The following is a 17,787-nucleotide window of genomic DNA, read 5'->3' as shown; positions in this document are numbered from 1 at the left end:
TCCAGTGAGGATGTGATGCGTCGCCGCGCGACGTTGCTGCAAAGACTGCATATCGATGGCCCGTTGTTGATCCTGCTGCTGATACTCGCCGCCGGCAGCCTGTTCGTGCTGTATTCGGCCAGTGGCAAAAGCTGGGATCTGCTGGCCAAGCAGGCCACTTCATTCGGTATCGGTCTGGTGTCGATGATCATCATCGCCCAGTTCGAGCCGCGTTTCATGGCGCGTTGGGTGCCGCTCGGCTATGTGATCGGCGTGGTGCTGCTGTTGGTGGTGGACATCATGGGGCACAACGCCATGGGCGCGACACGCTGGATCAATATCCCCGGGGTGATCCGCTTCCAGCCTTCGGAGTTCATGAAGATCCTGATGCCGGCGACCATCGCCTGGTATCTGTCCAAGCGCACGCTGCCGCCGCAACTCAAGCATGTCGGCATCAGTCTGATGCTGATCGGCGTGCCGTTCGTGTTGATCGTGCGCCAGCCTGACCTGGGAACTTCGCTGCTGATCCTTGCCGGTGGCGCGTTCGTACTGTTCATGGGCGGGCTGCGCTGGCGCTGGATTCTCAGCGTGCTGGCGGCGGCGATCCCGGTGTCGGTGGCTATGTGGTTTTTCATCATGCACGACTACCAGAAGCAGCGAATCCTGACCTTCCTCGACCCGGAAAGCGATCCGCTCGGCACCGGCTGGAACATCATTCAGTCGAAAGCGGCGATTGGTTCCGGCGGCGTGTTCGGCAAGGGCTGGCTGCTCGGCACCCAGTCGCACTTGGACTTCCTCCCGGAAAGCCACACCGACTTCATCATTGCCGTACTCGGCGAAGAGTTCGGTCTGGTCGGTATCTGCGCGCTGTTGCTGATCTATCTGTTGCTGATTGGACGGGGGCTGGTGATTACCGCTCAAGCCCAGACGCTGTTCGGCAAATTGCTCGCCGGCGCGTTGACTATGACGTTTTTTGTTTACGTTTTCGTCAACATCGGTATGGTCAGTGGCCTGTTGCCGGTTGTAGGGGTGCCGTTGCCGTTCATTAGCTACGGAGGAACTTCGCTGGTGACGCTGCTGTCAGCGTTTGGGGTTTTGATGTCGATCCATACCCATCGCAAGTGGATCGCACAGGTTTGAATAAGGTGAAGAGTTCAATGCAAGTTATGCGTGGCTGGGCGACTCGATGCGCGCCATTGGTAGGCCTGATGGGCCTGCTGGGTAGCGTGCAGGAAGCGCTGGCCGGCGAATACGAAGGGTCGCCGCAGGTGGCCGAGTTCGTCGGTGAAATGACCCGCGACTACGGTTTTGCTGGTGAGCAGCTGATGGCGGTGTTCCGCGAAGCTCAGCGCAAGCAGGCGATTCTCGACGCCATTTCCAGGCCTGCCGAGCGGGTCAAGCAGTGGAAAGAATACCGTCCGATGTTCATCACCGATGCGCGCATTGCACGCGGTGTGGACTTCTGGCGTCAGCACGAGGCGACGCTGGCCCGTGCCGAGCAGGAATACGGCGTGCCGGCACAAGTCATCGTGTCGATCATTGGCGTTGAAACCTTTTTCGGACGTAATACCGGTAATTACCGGGTGATCGATGCCTTGTCCACGCTCGGTTTCGACTATCCTCCCCGTGCCGAATTTTTCCGCAAGGAACTGCGTGAGTTCCTGCTGCTGGCGCGTGAAGAACAGGTCGATCCATTGACCCTCAAAGGCTCGTACGCCGGGGCCATGGGCCTGCCGCAGTTCATGCCGAGCAGCTTTCGCGCTTACGCGGTGGATTTCGACGGTGACGGCCACATCAATATCTGGAACAACCCGGATGATGCGATCGGCAGCGTCGCCAGTTATTTCAAACGTCACGGCTGGGTCGCGGGTGAGCCGGTGGTCAGCCGTGCCGATGTCCGTGGCGAACAGGTCGATGAAGGCCTGACCACCGGCATCGAACCGACGAAAACGGTTGGAGAGTTGCGAGTGCTGGGCTGGTCAAGTCATGATGCGCTGCGCGATGATATGCCGGTTACTGCATTTCGCCTCGAAGGCGACAACGGCCCTGAATACTGGATGGGCCTGAAGAATTTCTACGCGATCACGCGTTATAACCGCAGCGTGATGTACGCCATGGCCGTACATCAACTGTCTGAACAGCTGGTACAAGCACGGGGCGTCAAGTAATGCGGGCATTGCCTAACAATAAACCCCTGAAGCTGGTGGCATTCGCTGCGTTGGCGGTGCTGGTCGCCAGTTGCTCGACCAGCCGTTCGCCGACTCAGAAAACCACCACGACCGCTGTGCGTGCCCAGCCGGGCCTGGACATCAACCGTGCGCATAAAGATGGCGCGCCGTGGTGGGACGTCGACGTATCGCGCATCCCGGACGCCACGCCGACCCTGCACACCGGTCCGTACAAGGCCAACCCGTACACGGTGCTGGGCAAGACCTACTTCCCGCTGCAGGAATCGAAGACCTACGTGGCTTCGGGTACGGCGTCCTGGTACGGCACCAAGTTTCACGGTCAGAACACCGCCAACGGCGAGGTCTACGACCTGTACGGCATGAGTGCCGCCCACAAGACATTGCCACTGCCAAGTTACGTTCGGGTGACCAACCTGGACAATAACAAGAGCGTGATCCTGCGGGTCAACGACCGTGGGCCGTTCTATTCTGACCGTATCATCGACCTGTCCTATGCTGCGGCGAAGAAGCTCGGTTATGCCGAAATCGGCACCGCGCGGGTCAAGGTCGAAGGCATCGATCCTCAGCAGTGGTGGGCCGCCAAGGGCCGTCCGGCGCCTTTGATGCTCAACGAGCCGCAAGTCGCGCAGAGTAGCGCCCCGGTGATCACGGCCTCGGCCGGCACCGTCGAGCAATGGACGCCACCGCCGCAGCAACATGCCTCCGACACCGTCCCCGTGCCGATGAGTGCAAAAAAAAACGCTTCTGCACCAGCGTCTGGCCAGTATCTGCAGGTGGGCGCGTTCGCCAACCCGGACGCTGCAGAACTGCTGAGGTCGAAGCTCAGCGGGATGGTGAGCGCTCCGGTGTTCATCAGCTCGATCGTGCGCAATCAACAGACCCTGCACCGGGTTCGCCTGGGGCCGATCGGCTCGCCGGGTGAAATTGCCCAGGTGCAGAACAGCGTGCGCCTGGCCAACCTTGGTTCGCCAAGTGTGGTCACCGAGTAATACGTAGAACTTGATTGACGGTTCACTTGCGGTATCGGGGGGTGAACCAGGTTGTTGGCTCGTCGAAGAACAAAAGCCCGGCAAGGGTGACTGGAGTGAGCAACTCAACACGCGATGACTCGTTAGAAAGTCATCTGATTAAATTTTGTCCGCAAGGACAGTTTCCATTAGCGATTTCGAGAGACGGATGAACATCACCACCTTTGCCAAACGCCTGTGTCTGCTAGTCCCGCTGCTCCTCTCGCCAGCCGCCTTCGCGGCCGAGATGATGCCGTCGCCACCGCAACTGGCTGCCAAAGCCTACGTTCTGATGGATGCCAGCAGCGGCAACGTGCTGGTCGAGAACAATGGCGACCAGCGTCTGCCACCGGCCAGCCTGACCAAGCTGATGACCGCTTACATCGCGACCCTGGAAATCCGTCGCGGCCAGATCGGTGAAAACGATCCGGTGACCGTCAGCGAAAACGCCTGGCGCACCGGCGGTTCGCGGATGTTCATCAAAGTCGGCTCGCAGGTGACTGTCAGCGACCTGCTGCACGGCATCATCATCCAGTCCGGCAACGACGCCAGCGTGGCGCTGTCCGAGCACATCGCCGGTAGCGAAGACGCGTTCGCCGACCTGATGAACAAGACTGTGACTGATCTGGGCATGACCAATTCCCACTTCATGAACCCGACCGGTCTGCCAAACCCTGAGCATTACTCGTCGGCTCACGACATGGCGATCCTGGCCCGTGCGATCATCCACGAAGACCCGGCTCACTACGCGATCTACTCGCAGAAAGAGTTCTTCTGGAATGGCATCAAGCAGCCTAACCGCAACCTGCTGCTGTGGCGCGACAAGACCGTTGACGGTCTGAAAACCGGTCACACCGACGAAGCCGGCTACTGCATGGTGTCCTCGGCTGTACGTGACGGCCAGCGTCTGATCGCCGTGGTGTTCGGCACCAACAGCGAAGTGGCTCGCGCCGCTGAGACCCAGAAGCTGCTGACTTACGGCTTCCGCTTCTTCGAAACCCAGACCTTCTATCAGAAGGGCACCGAATTGGCTCAGGCCCCGGTGTGGAAAGGCACCACCAATCAAGTCAAGGCCGGCCTGGCTGAAGACCTGACCATGACCCTGCCAAAAGGCCAGCTGAAGAAGCTTGCTGCGAGCATGACCATGAACCCGCAACTGACCGCGCCAATCGCCAAGGGCGACGTGATCGGTAAAGTCGAAGTCAAACTGGAAGACAAGGTCGTGCACAGCGCTGACCTGATCGCTCTGGATGGCGTCGAGGAGGGTGGTATCTTCCGCCGCATGTGGGATAGCATCCGTCTATTCTTCTACGGCTTGTTCAACTGATTTGTGTTGACCTGCATGGCCCCGCCCCGATCTGGTGCGGGGCCATGCGCGTTATCACGGCTTGCGCTCAAGAGGCCGTTACGCCATGACCGATACCGAAGTAAAGGCGCCAAAGATCGAATTCCCTGTCACGGATTATCCCGTTAAGGTGATCAGCGATACCGGTGTGGGCAACAAAGACAAGATCATCGACATCGTCAAGAAACACGCGACCATCAATGATGAGCGCATCGACGAGCGTCAAAGCACCAACGGCAAATACACCACCATTCAGTTGCACATCGTCGCGACCGATCAGGATCAGCTGTACAACATCAACAGCGAACTGCGGGCGACCGGCTTCGTGCACATGGTGTTGTGATGCCGGGCACGCTGGGCTTTCGTGAGCTCGGCCAGATGGCTTACGAGCCGGTCTGGCATGCCATGCAACGCTTTACCAACGAACGCGGCAGCGATGCCGCCGACGAAATCTGGCTCGTCGAACACCCGCCGGTGTTCACTCAGGGCCAGGCCGGCAAGGCCGAACATCTGTTGCTGCCGGGTGATATCCCGGTAGTGCAGGTCGATCGCGGCGGGCAGGTGACATATCATGGCCCCGGCCAGTTGGTGGCCTATCTGCTGCTGGATGTACGCAAGCTGGGTTTCGGCGTGCGTGATCTGGTCAGCCGCATGGAGCTTTGCCTGATCGAACTGCTGGCCAGCTACGGCGTGACCGCGGCGGCCAAGCCAGACGCTCCCGGCGTGTACGTCAATGGAGCGAAAATCGCTTCTCTGGGTTTGCGGATTCGCCACGGTTGTTCCTTTCATGGCCTGGCCCTGAACGTGGATATGAACCTGGAACCGTTTCGACGGATTAATCCCTGCGGCTATGCCGGGCTGGCGATGACCCAGCTGAGCGACCACGCAGGATCGATTGAATTTGCCGAGGTAAGTGCCCGGCTGCGCGCGCAGCTCGTCAAACACCTCGACTATGCTGAGCAGACGACCCTGACGGGCGGAATCGACTGATATGACTACTGATGCAGTGCAAACCATGATCCCGACGCTCGACGTGACCGAGCGCCCGGCCCCGCGTCCCAAGGTAGAAGCCGGCGTCAAGCTGCGCGGCGCCGAGAAGGTTGCACGCATTCCGGTAAAGATCATTCCGACTACCGAACTGCCGAAGAAACCTGACTGGATTCGTGTACGCATCCCGGTTTCGCCGGAAGTCGACCGTATCAAGAGCCTGCTGCGCAAGCACAAGCTGCACAGCGTCTGCGAAGAAGCGTCCTGCCCGAACCTCGGCGAGTGCTTCTCCGGTGGCACCGCGACGTTCATGATCATGGGCGACATCTGCACCCGTCGCTGCCCGTTCTGCGACGTCGGTCACGGTCGTCCGAAGCCACTGGACGTCAATGAGCCGCAAAGCCTGGCCATCGCCATCGCCGACCTCAAGCTCAAGTACGTGGTGATCACCTCGGTTGACCGCGACGACCTGCGTGACGGCGGTGCCCAGCACTTTGCCGACTGCATCCGCGAAATCCGCAAACTGTCGCCGAACGTGCAGCTGGAAACCCTGGTTCCGGACTACCGTGGCCGCATGGACGTCGCGCTGGAAATCACCGCGGCCGAGCCGCCGGATGTGTTCAACCACAACCTGGAAACCGTGCCGCGCCTCTACAAGGCAGCGCGCCCGGGTTCGGATTACCAGTGGTCGCTGACCTTGCTGCAACGCTTCAAGCAGATGATGCCGCATATTCCGACCAAATCCGGCTTGATGCTGGGTCTGGGTGAGACCGACGAGGAAGTCATCGAAGTCATGAAGCGCATGCGCGAACATGACATCGACATGCTGACCCTCGGCCAGTACCTGCAACCGTCCCGTAGTCACTTGCCGGTGCAGCGCTTTGTGCACCCGGACACCTTCGCCTGGTTCGCCGAGGAAGGTTACAAGATGGGCTTCAAAAACGTTGCCTCGGGGCCGCTGGTGCGTTCTTCATACCACGCCGACGAGCAAGCGAAGTTGGTCAAGGCTGAGCTGCTGGGTTCCTGATCCGGCGCTGAATGAAAAAATGCCCGCCGAGGTTTTAACGCCCGGCGGGCATTTTTTTGCCCGTCTTACATTCGATGCTGATTTTTCCTGCAACCTGCGGCGTGGCCGACCCTCTTCTGTTTGCCCCCGTTCCTGACTACTGTGTGTGCATGACTCACAGGGAGATCCAAGGATGACCGTTCGACCGACCCATACTCTTTGCCCACACAGAGCCGTGCCTGCACTGCCCTCGGAAGGGTTGATCGGCGTCATTGCGCCTGCCGGTCCTGGTGCTCTGGACACCGATGAGGCGGTGCGATGGATGCGAGCCCGCGGTTATGGGCTGAAGGTGTTTCCCGGTGTTTATGAAAAAGACGGCTATCTGGCTGGCAGTGACGACGTGCGTTTGCGTGATCTGCATGCGGCATTCGCTGATCCCGAGGTCGATGCCATCATTTGCCTGCGCGGCGGCTACGGCACGCCGCGCTTGCTCGACCGGATCGATTACGACCTGCTGAGCCGCCATGCCAAGCCATTCGTTGGCTACAGCGATATCACCGCGCTGCACCTGGCCATCAGTCGTTACGCAGGATTCGTGACCTTCCACGGGCCGCTGCTCAACGCTGACTTGTTGGGCGACAAGGAGCCGCCGACGGTCACTTCATTCTTCGCCATGCTGCGCGGGCAATTGAAGGCGGGGAGTGTGCTGAGCCATCCGGTGGCTTATCCGTTGACTACCGTCGAACCTGGCATTGCGCACGGACGCTTGCTCGGCGGTAATCTGGCGATGATCGCCGCAACCTTGGGCACGCCTTACGAGATTGATGTCGAAGGGGTGATTCTGCTCATCGAGGACATCAACGAGCCGCTGTATCGCATTGATCGCTTGCTGACACAGATGCGCCTGGCCGGCAAACTGGCAAAATTGCGAGGTGTGCTGGTCGGGGATGTGGCGGGGGTGGAAGTCGCGGCACTGAACCGATTGCTCAAGCAGACTTTCGAGCCGTTGCGGATTCCGGTGTTATCGGGGTGGCGTAGCGGGCATTGCGATCCGAACCTGACGCTGCCGATGGGGGCGCTGGTGCGGCTGGATGCCGGGAAGCAGGAATTGATGCTGGAGCAGGATGTGGTGATCAAGGCCTGAAGGTTTATTGCCTGATAGTCAGTCTCCGCGAGCAGGCTCCCACATTTGGAATGTATTTCAATGTGGGAGCGAGCCTGCTCGCGAAAGCGATATCAGCCATACGGCATTCGTTCTATTGGCTACGCAGGCTTTCCAGCAACTTGTGCGTCGGATACCCGTCCGCCGGCCAGCCAAATGACTGCTGGGCACTGCGAATCGCCTTGCGCGTGTTGGCGCCGATGATCCCGTCCGCCGTGCCGGCATCGTAATTGCGCGCACTCAGCAGGGTCTGCAATTCCATACGCTCGGTGCGGCTCAGCGGCAGGTCATCTTTTGGCCAACTGCCGTTGATCAAGCCGCCACCGCTGAAACGCTCGGACAACAGGCTCACTGCCAGCGCGTACGACGAGGAGTTGTTGTACTTGAGGATCGCGCGGAAGTTGTCGAGGATCAGGAATGCCGGCCCACGATAACCAGCCGGCAGCAGCAGGGCGGCAGACAGTTGTTCAGAGCCTGCTGGCACCTGACCGCCATTCGGCAGGGTCACGCCCAACTGACGCCATTCGGCGACACTCTTGCGAATCGCGCCATCAGCCAGGGTGTAGTTGAAGCTGCTCGGCAGCTGCACTTCAAACCCCCACGGCTGGCCACGCTGCCAGCCGGAGCTTTGCAGGTAATGCGCAGTTGAGGCCAGCGCATCGGCAGGACTGCCCCAGATATCGCGGCGACCGTCACCGTCGAAGTCCACTGCGTGAGTGTTGTAAGTGGTCGGAATGAACTGGGTCTGCCCCATGGCGCCAGCCCACGAGCCGAGCATCTTCTCTGGCGTGATGTCACCCTGTTGCAGGATCTGCAGCGCAGCGATCAATTGCGCATGAGCAAAGCCCGGCCGACGGCCTTCGTAAGCGAGGGTGGCCAGCGAGTTGATCACCGACTTACTGCCCTGAAACTGACCGAAATTGCTTTCCATGCCCCACACCGACACCAGCGCCTGACGGTCAACGCCATAACGCTGTTCGATGCTTTGCAGAATATCGGCGTACTGGCTGATCAGTGCCTGACCTTTACGCACTCGTAGTGGCGAGAGCGCGCCATCAAGGTATTCCCACACCGGACGGGAAAATTCCGGCTGACTGCGGTCGGCGCGAATCACGCTAGCGTCGAAGCTGATATTGGCAAAGGCGCGATCGAACAGGTCAGGGCGGATCCCGGCGGCGAGGGCGTCCTTGCGGAAACCGGCCTGCCATTCGGCAAAGGTCTGGGTCGGCTGAAGATCAAGAGGGTCGGCGGACGGCACTACCGGCGGGATGATCGCTGGGGCCGTGGCGACGGGCGCGGCTTGAAGGGGTTGCGCATCGGCGGCGGTCGGTTTTTCCGCGCAGGCGACAAGCAGAATGAAGCTGGAGGCAGCGATCAATTGGCGAACAGGCCAGCGACGGGAAAGACTTAGGGGCATGCACAGTTCCAGGAAAACGAATCAGGTGCAGACCTTAACATGAGCGGGGGGTACTGCGCTTTAAGCGGCCAGAAAGTAAGAAGCCTCCCAGCTGTCAGACTGGAAGGCTTCGCGGCGGTAGCTGCCTTTACCCTTGGCTGGTCGTTCCTGGCGGCTGCGGAACAGGGGTTGGGCGACGATGGATTTGGCCTTGTTGGGGCCATGCTTTGCTGGCTTTTTGCTCATGAGGGGTCTCTCGAGTGAGTGGGTTTTGCGGGGGAAATAATCTGCCGATGTCGGGCGTCTGTCCAGTGCCTGTTGTGTAGGAATGTTCTGGCGCTTTCGCGAGCAGGCTCGCTCCCACATTGAAATGCATTGCAAATGTGGGAGCGAGCCTGCTCGCGAATAGCCGTTATGCGGTAGGACAGGTTATTCAGCAGGCAGTGAAAGTCGCTGGCCAGCCATCAACAACGCCAAGCGGCTCAGGCTCATCCACGGCGAACCGGCAGCCTGGCCCTTGATCTGCGCATCGATGCGCTGGGCTTCGAGCAACAACTGCGCCCAGCGTTGCGCCGAGTAGCGTTGCAGGGCTTTGCTCATCAAAGGTTTGCGCTTGTCCCAGACGGGCGGCTTCGCCTGGCTGAAACACTTGTCCAGCGGCGTACCCTGGCTGTATTGCAACGAAATATTAGCCAGCAAGCGCAGCTCCCGCGCCAGCGCCCAGAGAATCACCGGCGGTTCGACACCTTCACCGCGCAAGCCTTCAAGCATGCGCAAGGCGTGAGCCGGTTCGCCGTTGAGCACGGCATCGGTCAGGCCGAACACGTCGAACCGCGCACTGTCGGCCACGGCGGCCTGCACGGTTTCAACGGTGATTTGCCCACCTTCGGCCATCAATTTGAGCTTTTCGATTTCCTGCGCGGCAGCGAGCAAGTTGCCTTCGACGCGTGCTGCAATCAGTTCGACCGCGTCCTGGCTGGCCGACAAACCAGCCTGAGACAAGCGCTGACGAATCCAGCTCGGCAACTGATTGGCGTCCACCGGCCAGATCTGGATGAACTGGGTCTGCTGGCCTTCCACCAGTGCCTTGCCCCACTTGGTTTTCTGCGCGCTGCCATCCATCTTCGGCAGGCTGATCAGCAGCACCGTGTCTTCAGCGGGACGCGAGCAGTATTCGATGAATGCAGCGGCGCCTTTGTCACCGGGTTTGCCCGAGGGCAGGCGCAGTTCCAGCAGGCGCTTTTCGGCGAACAACGACATGCTGGCGCCGGCCTGCAACAACGTGCCCCAATCGAAATTGGCGTCGGCGGCGAAGACCTGGCGTTCATCAAAACCTTGCTGACGCGCAGCGCTGCGGATGGCGTCGGCGGCTTCCTGGCACAGTAGCGGGTCATCGCCGCTGATGATGTAGACAGGCGCCAAAGCACCTTGCAGGTGTTTACCGAGTTGGGCGGGAGCGAGCTTCATAAGAAATGCCGAACGGGGCGCCTGAGCGCCCCGAACGTCTTACTGCTGCGGTACTTCGAGCGGCGACTGGCGCGGGGTTTCCGCTTCAGCCTTTTGTGCCGCTTGCAGCGCATCGGCTTCTGCCTTGGCGCGGTCATTGGCGGCTTGCTGCAGCTGCTGCAGTTGACCCGGAGTCAGTTGCTGCAGACGCAACATCATGCGTTGGACCAGTTCGCGAGTGGTTTCGCGACGGGCGTCGTTGGCTTCCTGATCGGAGCCCACGAGGTTGTTACCGTCGTGGATAAACACTTTCTGAACTTCAAGTTTGTCGCTGAGCAGTTGCAGGTTCTTGTCGCCACGGATCTCGTAGTTCAGAACAGTACTGACTTGATACTCGCCCGTACGACCGGCACCGGCGTAGCTGAGGATGCGCTGGCTCTCCTGCTGGTCAGCCAGGAAAAGTTTGTACGGAGCACCGCTGTAAACCTTGACGCCGCTCGACTCCAGCACCTGACGCAGTTGCGTGACCGTCTCGCCGTAGGCATTACGGGCGCTCAGGTCGAGTTCCTTGATCGACAGTTCGTTAGTGCCGGTACCGCGCAGCTGGAAACCGCAGGCGCTCAACAGAACGGCGAGGCCCATCACCAGCAGATTGCGTTTGATCATTGTGTTGCTCCCCTTGAAACCACGTGGGCCGATTGTACGGCCCGAAAGGTTTTACTTGGCGCCAGGCGAGCCTGGCGCCCGATCCAATTAGCTGGCGACGATGTTGACCAGTTTCCCCGGCACAACGATCACTTTACGAATAGTCAGGCCGTCGACGAAACGCAGTACGTTTTCGTTGGCGCGGGCTGCTGCTTCAACTTCTTCGCGGGTCGCGCTGGCCGGCATTTCGATCTGGCCGCGCAGTTTGCCGTTGACCTGGATGACCAGGGTCAGGCTGTCCTGCACCAAAGCGCTTTCATCCACTGCCGGCCACCCGGCGTCGATGACTGCATCGGCGTGACCCAGCTGGTTCCACAGTTCGTGGCTGATGTGCGGCGTGATTGGTGCCAGCAACAGCGTCACGGCTTCCAGACCTTCGTGAATCAGCGCGCGATCCTGCTCGGTGCTTTGCGCGGCTTTTTCCAGCACGTTCATCAGCGTCATTACCTGGGCGATGGCGGTGTTGAATTTGTGGTTCTGGCCGACGTCGTGGCTGGCCTGCTTGATGGCCACGTGAATGGCGCGGCGCACGGCCTTCTGCTCGTCGTTCAGGCTGGCGATGTCCAGCTTGCCCGGCAAGCCCTGAGTGACGTGGGCTTGCGCCAGACGCCAGACGCGCTTGAGGAAACGGTGCGAACCTTCGACGCCGGAGTCGGACCACTCAGCGCTCATGTCAGGTGGCGAAGCGAACATCATGAACAGGCGGCAGGTGTCGGCGCCGAACTGATCGATCATCGACTGTGGGTCAACGCCGTTGTTCTTCGACTTGGCCATCTTCTCGGTGCCGCCGATTTCTACCGGCAGACCGTCGGATTTCAGCTTGGCACTGATGACCTTGGCTTTGCTGTCGCGCTCGAGTTCTACGTCCGCCGGGTTGAACCAGGTGTAAGCACCATTGGCTTCGCGACGGTAGTAGGTTTCGGCGATCACCATGCCTTGGGTCAGCAGGTTCTTGAACGGCTCGTTGGAGCTGACCAGGCCTTCGTCACGCATCAGCTTGTGGAAGAAGCGCGCGTAGAGCAGGTGAAGAATGGCGTGTTCGATACCACCGATGTACTGATCGACTGGCAACCAGTGGTCGGCTGCGGATTTTTCCACCAGACCGCCTTCAAAGTGCGGCGAGGCGTAACGGGCGTAGTACCACGACGACTCGACGAACGTATCCATGGTGTCGGTTTCACGCTTGGCAGGCTGACCGCATTTCGGGCAGCTGCACTCGTAGAATTCCGGCATGCGCGCCAGCGGCGAACCAGCACCGTCCGGCACCACGTCTTCCGGCAGGACCACAGGCAGTTGATCTTCCGGTACCGGCACGTCACCGCATGCATCGCAGTGGATGATCGGGATCGGGCAGCCCCAGTAGCGCTGACGGCTGATGCCCCAGTCGCGCAGGCGGAACTGAGTGCGCGAGGCGCCCAGTTCTTTCTTGATCAGGGCCACTTCGATGGCGTCGAACGCACCCGCGAAGTCGAGACCGTCGAATTCGCCGGAGTTGATCAGTGTGCCGTGCTCGCCGTAGGCGTCTTGCCACGGGGCCGGGTTGCTGTCGCCGGAACTGGTACGCACCACCGATTTCACTGGCAGGTTGTACTTGTGAGCGAATTCGAAATCGCGCTCGTCGTGCGCCGGTACGGCCATTACAGCGCCGTCGCCGTAGTGCATCAGCACGTAGTTGGCGACCCAAACAGGCAGTTTCTCACCGGTCAGCGGGTGCTCGACGAACAGGCCGGTCGGCAGGCCTTTTTTCTCTTGTGTGGCGACGTCGGCTTCAGCAACGCTGCCGCCCTTGCATTCAGCGATGAACGCTTGCAGCTCAGGGTTGTTCTGCGCTGCCTGGGTCGCCAGCGGATGCTCGGCAGCCACGGCGACATAGGTCGCGCCCATCAGGGTGTCCGGACGGGTAGTGAAGACTTTCAGGGTGCCGGCTACGCCAATCGAGTCGACGTTGTACGGGAACTGCACTTCCATGCCGCGGGATTTGCCGATCCAGTTGCGCTGCATGGTCTTGACCTGTTCAGGCCAGCCAGTCAGCTCGTCGAGGCTCTCCAGCAGCTCATCCGCGTAGGCGGTGATCTTGAAGTAGTACATCGGGATTTCGCGCTTTTCGATCAGCGCCCCGGAACGCCAGCCGCGACCGTCGATCACCTGTTCGTTAGCGAGAACGGTCTGGTCGATCGGGTCCCAGTTCACGGTGCCGTTTTTACGGTAGATCACGCCTTTTTCGAACAGGCGAGTGAACAGCCATTGTTCCCAGCGGTAGTAATCCGGCTTGCAGGTGGTGACTTCGCGCGACCAGTCGACCGCCAGACCCAGGCTGCGCAGCTGGGTTTTCATGTAGGCGATGTTTTCGTAGGTCCACTTGGCCGGCGCGACGTTGTTCTTCATCGCGGCGTTTTCTGCCGGCATGCCGAACGCGTCCCAACCCATAGGTTGCAGAACGTTCTTGCCGAGCATGCGCTGGTAGCGGGAGATCACGTCGCCGATGGTGTAGTTGCGCACGTGCCCCATGTGTAGCTTGCCGCTGGGGTAAGGGAACATCGACAGGCAGTAGTAGGTTTCCTTGCCTGGCTGTTCACTGACTTCAAAGGACTTTTGCTCGTCCCAGAACGACTGGGCGGCGGCTTCGATTTCACGGGGCTGATATTGTTCGTGCATGGCTACTTTTGTACTGGATAGGGGTGGCCTAATCCTCTTCAACGCAGGTGCCGGGGTTGGCCCGGACGAGCTGGAAGTGGAATTACAGGAAGCGCCGTAGCATACATGACCGCGCTCGGCCTAGGGAAACCCTGATTACAGCTGTTTGTCCCGGCAAATCCGTGGCGAGGGCCGTTGGTCGCGGCGTGCAGCCGGTTTGTGCAGCGAAGCTAAGCTCTAACTGGGGAGTGAGTCTTATCTTCAATGAGGTGAGGGATGGTGGAGCAACGGCAAAAAAACGTGACGAAACCCGAGTTGTACGAAAGATTGATCGATCGTCTTGGTATGGCCCTGGACGCATTAAAAACCGCTGACCGGCTGCGCGACGAGCGCCCCCTGGAACTGGAATTGCGTGGCTTGAGTCCCGCCGAGTTCAAACTGGTCAAGGCCTATCTGGATCGCAGTGAACGTGAAACGCATGGATGCTTGTCACAGGCAGTGAAGCAGCTCGATGCAGCACATTCGGCCAAGGTCATCTGGCTCAAGGACAAGGCGCCCGGCAGAGACACCGTCAAGGTTCGCTCTGTACAGGCCAAGTAAGCGCATGGCAGGTCAAGAACCGGATCTTTTTCAACGGGATCCCACCTATTGGTTGTAACGCTTTATTAACACTCTTAGGCTTCGGGCATCTGTGGAGATGCTCGATGCCTTTTCGTTATTTCATCAAACAACTTTTGTTACCACCCGGCATTCTTTTGCTGCTGTTGCTGGCCGCTTGGTGGCTGCGCCGCTCACGGCCGCGCCTGGCTGGATTGTGTTTTGCCATTGGCTTTGGCGGAATGTGGCTGATGAGCCTGCCGGTGGTCGTGCAGTGGGGCGCGAAAGCTCTGGAACGCGAGCCACCGTTGGCCCGTGAAGAGTGGGCGACGCTGGCGCAGCGGGCCGACGCGATTGTGGTGTTGGGCTCAGGTCGTGAGCGCGGCGATCTGGCCTGGGGTGAGGATCAGCCGACCGGTGTGGGCCTTGAGCGTCAGCGGTATGCGGCTCGACTGGCGAAGGCATCCGGTTTGCCGATTTTGACCACTGGTGGCCTGCATTACGGTACGCCGCCGACCGAGGCGAAGTTGATGGCGGATTCGTTGCGCGACGATTTTGGCGTGACCGTGCGCTGGCAGGAAGGCGAGAGCCGCACTACGTGGGAAAATGCGAAGTTCACGGCCGATATCTTGTTGCCGCAGGGGATCAAGCGCGTGGTCGTGGTGACGCAGGCCTGGCACATGCCGCGATCGGTATGGAGTTTTCAACAGGCGGGTTTTGAAGTGGTGCCGGCCCCGGTCGGATTTCTCGGAACTGATAACGCGAGACCGTTTGGTGGCTGGCTGCCGGAGTTCAAGTCGATCTGGCAGAGCGGGCAGTTGTTGAATGAAGCGGTGGGGCAGGTGGGGTATTCGCTGTTTTACCGCTGAAGATCAAAAGATCGCAGCCTGCGGCAGCTCCTACACGGGATTTGTATTTTCCCTGTAGGAGCTGCCGCAGGCTGCGATCTTTGCTTTAAAGTGTTTTCGACATCCGGCTGGCCATCAGTGCCCAGCCAAACAACAGAACGCACAGGATGATCAATGGCCACGAGCGCCATTGCAGGTACGGCGTCAGGTTGTGCATCGGTACCACTTCACCGTACAAAATCCCTTGTTCAAACTGCGGAATCTGCTCGGTGATCTGCCCGAACGGGTTGATCAGTCCGGTCACACCGTTGTTGGTTGCACGAATCATCCAGCGCCCAGCCTCAAGCGCGCGCATCTGCGCCATCTGCAAATGTTGCAGCGGACCGATCGAGGTACCGAACCAGGTGTCATTGCTGATCGTCAGCAGCAAATCACTGCGCGCCGACAGGCTGGCGGCAAATTCCGGATACACCACTTCGTAGCAGATAAACGGTGCGATCTGATAACCCTTGGCCTGCAACAACGCCTGATCGGCCGGGCCACGGGCAAAGTCGGACATTGGCAGGTCGAAGAAGGCGATCAGCCCGCGCAATACATCCTGCAGTGGCACGTATTCGCCGAAGGGCACCAGTTTCTGTTTCAGATAAGTACCGTCGCCTTCGCCGACCACGGTGATGCCATTGAAGAAGCGTTTTTCGTGACGAACGGTTTCGCGGATCGGTACACCAGTGATCAGCGCCGATTTACGCTCGGCGGCGAAGGTGCCCATCATGGTCAGGTAGCCCTCGGCGGACTCCTTCAATACCGGCACGGCGGTTTCCGGCCAGATCAGCAGGTCCACCGGTTTCGAGCGGAAGCTCAAATCGCGATACAAAGCCAACTGCGCGTTGAGCTCAGCCGGATCCCATTTCATGCTTTGCGCGACGTTACCCTGAATCGCGGCAACACTCAGCGGCGCGCCGGAGGGGCTGGTCCAGGCATGGCCCTTGAGCGCAGTGCCGGCCACCCAAGGGCCAACCAGCAGCACCAAACCTGCGGCAACAAAACCTTTGCGGCCGGTTTGCAGCAGGCGTGGGGCGTTGTAGATCAGTGCAGCGGTCAGTGCCAGAACGAACGACACCAGCCACATGCCACCCACTGGAGCGAGTCCGGCCAATGGGCCATCGAGCTGGCTGTAACCCGAGTACAGCCATGGGAAGCCGGTGAGGAACCAGCCACGAAACGCTTCCTGGCCGACCCACAAGGCAGCGAACGCCAAGGCATCAGCCACAGGTGCTTCGTTACGGCGCAACCAGCGCGCCCATAACCAGGCCGGCAAGGCGAAGAACCAGGCAATCGCCGCCGTAAACAGCAGCATCAGGAACCCGGCCAACAGCACCGAAGCGCCGCCGAAATGGTGGATGCTGTAATAGATCCAGCTGGTGCCGGCACCAAACAGGCCGAAACCGAAGCACCAGCCACGGCCCAGTGCCTGACGCGGACTCAGCTCGCGCAAACCGGCATAGAACAAGCCGACCGCCAGCAAAGCCAGCGGCCAGATGTTGAAAGGTGCTAGAGCGAAGGTGGTGATTGCACCGGCCGCCACGGCCAGCAGGTTACCGGGCCAGCCGGGGCGGGTTGTCCAGCGCATTTCAGTCCTTAGAATTAACGAGCAATTGGCGTCAGTCGCAGCAAATGAATCCGACGGCTGTCGGCGTTCAGGATGCGGAAACGATAGGCGCCGATTTCAGTGATTTCGTTGCGTTTTGGCAAGTGCCCGAACGCGCTCATCACCAGACCGCCGACGGTGTCGAATTCATCGTCGGAGAACTCGCTGTCGAAAAACTCGTTGAAGTTCTCGATCGGCGTCAGCGCCTTGATCAGGAAGTCACCGCTGGGCAGTGGCTTGATGTAGCTGTCTTCTTCGACGTCGTGCTCGTCTTCGATGTCGCCAACGATCTGTTCCAGCACGTCTTCAATCGTTACCAGACCGGCCACGCCGCCGTATTCGTCGATGACGATGGCCATGTGGTTGTGGTTGGCGCGGAATTCACGCAACAACACGTTCAGGCGCTTGGACTCCGGCACGAAGGTGGCCGGGCGCAGCAGATCCTTGATGTTGAAGCTGTCGCCGTTTTCCTTGAGGATCAGCGGCAGCAGATCCTTGGCCAGCAGTACGCCCATCACGTCGTCATGGCTTTCGCCGATCACCGGATAGCGCGAGTGGGCCGAGTCGACCACGGCCGGGAGGAATTCACGGGGTGTCTGGGTCGCCTTGATGCTGATCATCTGCGAACGCGGCACCATGATGTCGCGTACTTGCAGGTCAGCCACCTGAATGGCGCCTTCGACGATGGCCAGCGCTTCGCTGTCCAGCAGTTTGTTCTGATGTGCATCACGCAGCAGCTCGAGAAGCTCCTGACGGTTCTTCGGCTCGTGGGCAAAAGCCTGGGTCAGTTTACCCAGCCATGACTTCTGCCCGTTGCTCGATCGATCTTCGCTCATAG

The 17,787-nt window shown here is 59.9% G+C and carries 17 protein-coding genes; 10 read left to right on the top strand and 7 right to left on the bottom strand.

Annotation, left to right across the window (positions count from 1 at the left end):
• The first annotated feature begins 15 nt into the window (after window positions 1–15).
• The 8 genes from rodA to CKW14_RS13950 all read left to right on the top strand — a co-directional run bounded on the left by rodA (window position 16) and on the right by CKW14_RS13950 (window position 7,657).
• On the top strand, window positions 16–1,119 hold the full coding sequence (rodA, locus tag CKW14_RS13985) for a rod shape-determining protein RodA (RefSeq protein WP_095048844.1): 1,104 nt from the start codon (window positions 16–18) through the stop codon (window positions 1,117–1,119).
• A 17-nt stretch (window positions 1,120–1,136) separates the two neighbouring features.
• The gene (gene mltB / locus CKW14_RS13980; RefSeq protein WP_007909597.1) at window positions 1,137–2,147 is read left to right on the top strand and encodes a lytic murein transglycosylase B; all 1,011 of its coding nucleotides are present in this window, start codon (window positions 1,137–1,139) and stop codon (window positions 2,145–2,147) included.
• Entirely contained in the window at window positions 2,147–3,157 is a 1,011-nt protein-coding gene (locus tag CKW14_RS13975; protein ID WP_095048776.1) for a septal ring lytic transglycosylase RlpA family protein, read from the top strand. Before mltB ends, CKW14_RS13975 begins: the two co-directional genes overlap by 1 nt.
• A gap of 187 nt (window positions 3,158–3,344) precedes the next feature.
• Window positions 3,345–4,502, top strand: a complete 1,158-nt coding sequence (locus tag CKW14_RS13970; RefSeq protein WP_038361911.1) for a D-alanyl-D-alanine carboxypeptidase family protein — start codon at window positions 3,345–3,347, stop codon at window positions 4,500–4,502.
• An 85-nt stretch (window positions 4,503–4,587) separates the two neighbouring features.
• Window positions 4,588–4,863, top strand: coding sequence for a DUF493 domain-containing protein (locus tag CKW14_RS13965; protein ID WP_039761816.1), 276 nt, complete (start codon window positions 4,588–4,590; stop codon window positions 4,861–4,863).
• Window positions 4,863–5,510 carry a lipoyl(octanoyl) transferase LipB gene (lipB, locus tag CKW14_RS13960; RefSeq protein ID WP_095125494.1) on the top strand — a complete coding sequence of 216 codons (648 nt, stop codon included), beginning with the start codon at window positions 4,863–4,865 and terminating at the stop codon, window positions 5,508–5,510. The genes CKW14_RS13965 and lipB overlap by 1 nt, the downstream gene beginning before the upstream one ends.
• Window positions 5,511–5,535: 25 nt before the next feature.
• Window positions 5,536–6,534 carry a lipoyl synthase gene (gene lipA, locus CKW14_RS13955; protein ID WP_167394918.1) on the top strand — a complete coding sequence of 333 codons (999 nt, stop codon included), beginning with the start codon at window positions 5,536–5,538 and terminating at the stop codon, window positions 6,532–6,534.
• 172 nt (window positions 6,535–6,706) lie between these two features.
• The gene (locus tag CKW14_RS13950) at window positions 6,707–7,657 is read left to right on the top strand and encodes an LD-carboxypeptidase (RefSeq protein WP_095125493.1); all 951 of its coding nucleotides are present in this window, start codon (window positions 6,707–6,709) and stop codon (window positions 7,655–7,657) included.
• Between the two features lie 112 nt (window positions 7,658–7,769).
• Here CKW14_RS13950 and CKW14_RS13945 read toward each other — a convergent pair whose 3' ends face one another.
• The 5 genes from CKW14_RS13945 to leuS form a co-directional block, all read right to left on the bottom strand.
• Window positions 7,770–9,092 carry a lytic murein transglycosylase gene (locus CKW14_RS13945; RefSeq protein WP_095048772.1) on the bottom strand — a complete coding sequence of 441 codons (1,323 nt, stop codon included), beginning with the start codon at window positions 9,090–9,092 and terminating at the stop codon, window positions 7,770–7,772.
• Between the two features lie 60 nt (window positions 9,093–9,152).
• Window positions 9,153–9,317: an alternative ribosome rescue factor ArfA gene (arfA, locus tag CKW14_RS13940; protein WP_095048771.1), complete on the bottom strand. Its 165-nt coding sequence runs from the start codon at window positions 9,315–9,317 to the stop codon at window positions 9,153–9,155.
• 183 nt (window positions 9,318–9,500) lie between these two features.
• Window positions 9,501–10,538 carry a DNA polymerase III subunit delta gene (gene holA, locus CKW14_RS13935; RefSeq protein WP_095048770.1) on the bottom strand — a complete coding sequence of 346 codons (1,038 nt, stop codon included), beginning with the start codon at window positions 10,536–10,538 and terminating at the stop codon, window positions 9,501–9,503.
• 39 nt (window positions 10,539–10,577) lie between these two features.
• Window positions 10,578–11,183 (bottom strand): LPS assembly lipoprotein LptE, encoded by a 606-nt coding sequence (gene lptE, locus CKW14_RS13930; protein ID WP_095048769.1) that lies wholly within the window; start codon window positions 11,181–11,183, stop codon window positions 10,578–10,580.
• Between the two features lie 87 nt (window positions 11,184–11,270).
• Entirely contained in the window at window positions 11,271–13,877 is a 2,607-nt protein-coding gene (leuS, locus tag CKW14_RS13925; RefSeq protein WP_095048768.1) for a leucine--tRNA ligase, read from the bottom strand.
• 255 nt (window positions 13,878–14,132) lie between these two features.
• On the opposite strand from leuS, the gene CKW14_RS13920 reads away from it, so the two are divergent.
• Together CKW14_RS13920 and CKW14_RS13915 are read left to right on the top strand one after the other, a co-directional pair.
• Window positions 14,133–14,456 carry a hypothetical protein gene (locus tag CKW14_RS13920; protein WP_095048767.1) on the top strand — a complete coding sequence of 108 codons (324 nt, stop codon included), beginning with the start codon at window positions 14,133–14,135 and terminating at the stop codon, window positions 14,454–14,456.
• 104 nt (window positions 14,457–14,560) lie between these two features.
• Window positions 14,561–15,322 (top strand): YdcF family protein, encoded by a 762-nt coding sequence (locus CKW14_RS13915; protein ID WP_095125492.1) that lies wholly within the window; start codon window positions 14,561–14,563, stop codon window positions 15,320–15,322.
• 85 nt (window positions 15,323–15,407) lie between these two features.
• On the opposite strand, the gene lnt is transcribed toward CKW14_RS13915, so the two are convergent.
• On the bottom strand, window positions 15,408–16,931 hold the full coding sequence (gene lnt / locus CKW14_RS13910) for an apolipoprotein N-acyltransferase (RefSeq protein WP_095125491.1): 1,524 nt from the start codon (window positions 16,929–16,931) through the stop codon (window positions 15,408–15,410).
• 14 nt (window positions 16,932–16,945) lie between these two features.
• A complete protein-coding gene (locus tag CKW14_RS13905) occupies window positions 16,946–17,785 on the bottom strand; it encodes an HlyC/CorC family transporter (protein ID WP_007909641.1) in 840 nt (279 codons plus the stop codon).
• Window positions 17,786–17,787 lie beyond the last annotated feature (2 nt).

Origin of the sequence: Pseudomonas sp. Irchel s3a12 (assembly GCF_900187485.1) — a bacterium.
GTDB classification, from domain to species: Bacteria; Pseudomonadota; Gammaproteobacteria; order Pseudomonadales; family Pseudomonadaceae; genus Aquipseudomonas; species Aquipseudomonas neuropathica.
This window is presented reverse-complemented; position numbering and strand designations above follow the sequence as displayed.